Annotated in this window: 1 protein-coding gene and 2 pseudogenes; 2 read left to right on the top strand and 1 reads right to left on the bottom strand. The window is 50.6% G+C overall.

The window, feature by feature from the left end; all coding sequences use genetic code 11:
- Positions 1-335: pseudogene (locus tag BFF42_RS17970) on the top strand (IS1-like element IS1X2 family transposase); the annotation flags it as partial.
- A gap of 16 nt (positions 336-351) precedes the next feature.
- On the opposite strand, the pseudogene BFF42_RS17965 reads toward BFF42_RS17970, so the two are convergent.
- A pseudogene (locus tag BFF42_RS17965) lies at positions 352-948 on the bottom strand (MASE1 domain-containing protein); the annotation flags it as partial.
- A gap of 48 nt (positions 949-996) precedes the next feature.
- On the opposite strand from BFF42_RS17965, the gene BFF42_RS17960 reads away from it, so the two are divergent.
- Positions 997-1,161, top strand: a 165-nt coding sequence (locus tag BFF42_RS17960) for an IS1 family transposase (protein ID WP_000179192.1), incomplete at its 3' end; no start/stop codon positions are given.

Raw genomic sequence — 1,161 nt, 5'->3', positions numbered from 1 at the left:
GCTGGCTGTTTTACGCGTATGACAGGATACGGAGGACGGTTGTGGCGCACGTCTTCGGTGAACGCACTCTGGCCACACTGGAGCGTCTTCTGAGCCTGCTGTCGGCCTTTGAGGTCGTGGTATGGATGACGGATGGCTGGCCGCTGTATGAATCACGCCTGAAGGGAAAGCTGCACGTTATCAGCAAGCGTTACACTCAGCGCATTGAGCGACATAATCTGAATCTGAGACAACATCTGGCAAGGCTGGGACGGAAGTCACTGTCGTTCTCAAAATCGGTGGAGCTGCATGACAAGGTCATCGGGCATTATCTGAACATAAAACACTATCAGTAAGTTGGAGTCATTACCGGCAAAGCGTTGAAACAGCCCAGGTGAGATTTAAAAACGGATAGCGAAGCTTACCGACCCCGAGGGTAAAGATGATGAAGAAAACGGGTACCAGGTAACCGGCAATAAAGTCGTTTTCATAAGGTGTGCACAACAGAAGTAGAAGCACGCTTAACGCTGCCAGCCAGCTTAAGGTAAATGCGCGTTTCTCTTTGCCCAACGACGGCGCGATATCCCTGCGCCACAATATCTGCGCAAAGTGGGGACTTACAATCATGCGAGTGAGATAGTAGAAAAGCATATTGTAAATCAGCACAGCGGTGAAAAGGCTTAGCAAATCAACGACCGTGAAAATGGCATCCGCATCGCCGAAAAAGGTGGATATCTTTAGCGGGAAATCAAAGAAGCTCCCCACAAGATACATGCTGCATTTGATGCCGATCGGCGTCACCAAACCAAGCCAGAACAGACGTTGCCAGACATATCGGCTGGTCAATCCATAACGCCAACGCGTCCCCAGCTGCCAGCGTAATATTGCGCAGGCACACAACACGACAAACGTCTGGCTACCGAGCATGACCGCAGTCTGTAAAAAAGAGAGATGAAAGTTCCGGTGATGCTGCCAACTTACTGATTTAGTGTATGATGGTGTTTTTGAGGTGCTCCAGTGGCTTCTGTTTCTATCAGCTGTCCCTCCTGTTCAGCTACTGACGGGGTGGTGCGTAACGGCAAAAGCACTGCCGGACATCAGCGCTATCTCTGCTCTCACTGCCGTAAAACATGGCAACTGCAGTTCACTTACACCGCTTCTCAACCCGGTACGCACCAGAAA

Source organism: Shigella sp. FC1661 (genome assembly GCF_001712525.1).
In the GTDB taxonomy this organism is placed as follows: Bacteria; Pseudomonadota; Gammaproteobacteria; order Enterobacterales; family Enterobacteriaceae; genus Escherichia; species Escherichia coli.
Note: the sequence above shows the minus strand (reverse complement) of the source record. Positions and strands in the feature narration are given on the sequence as shown.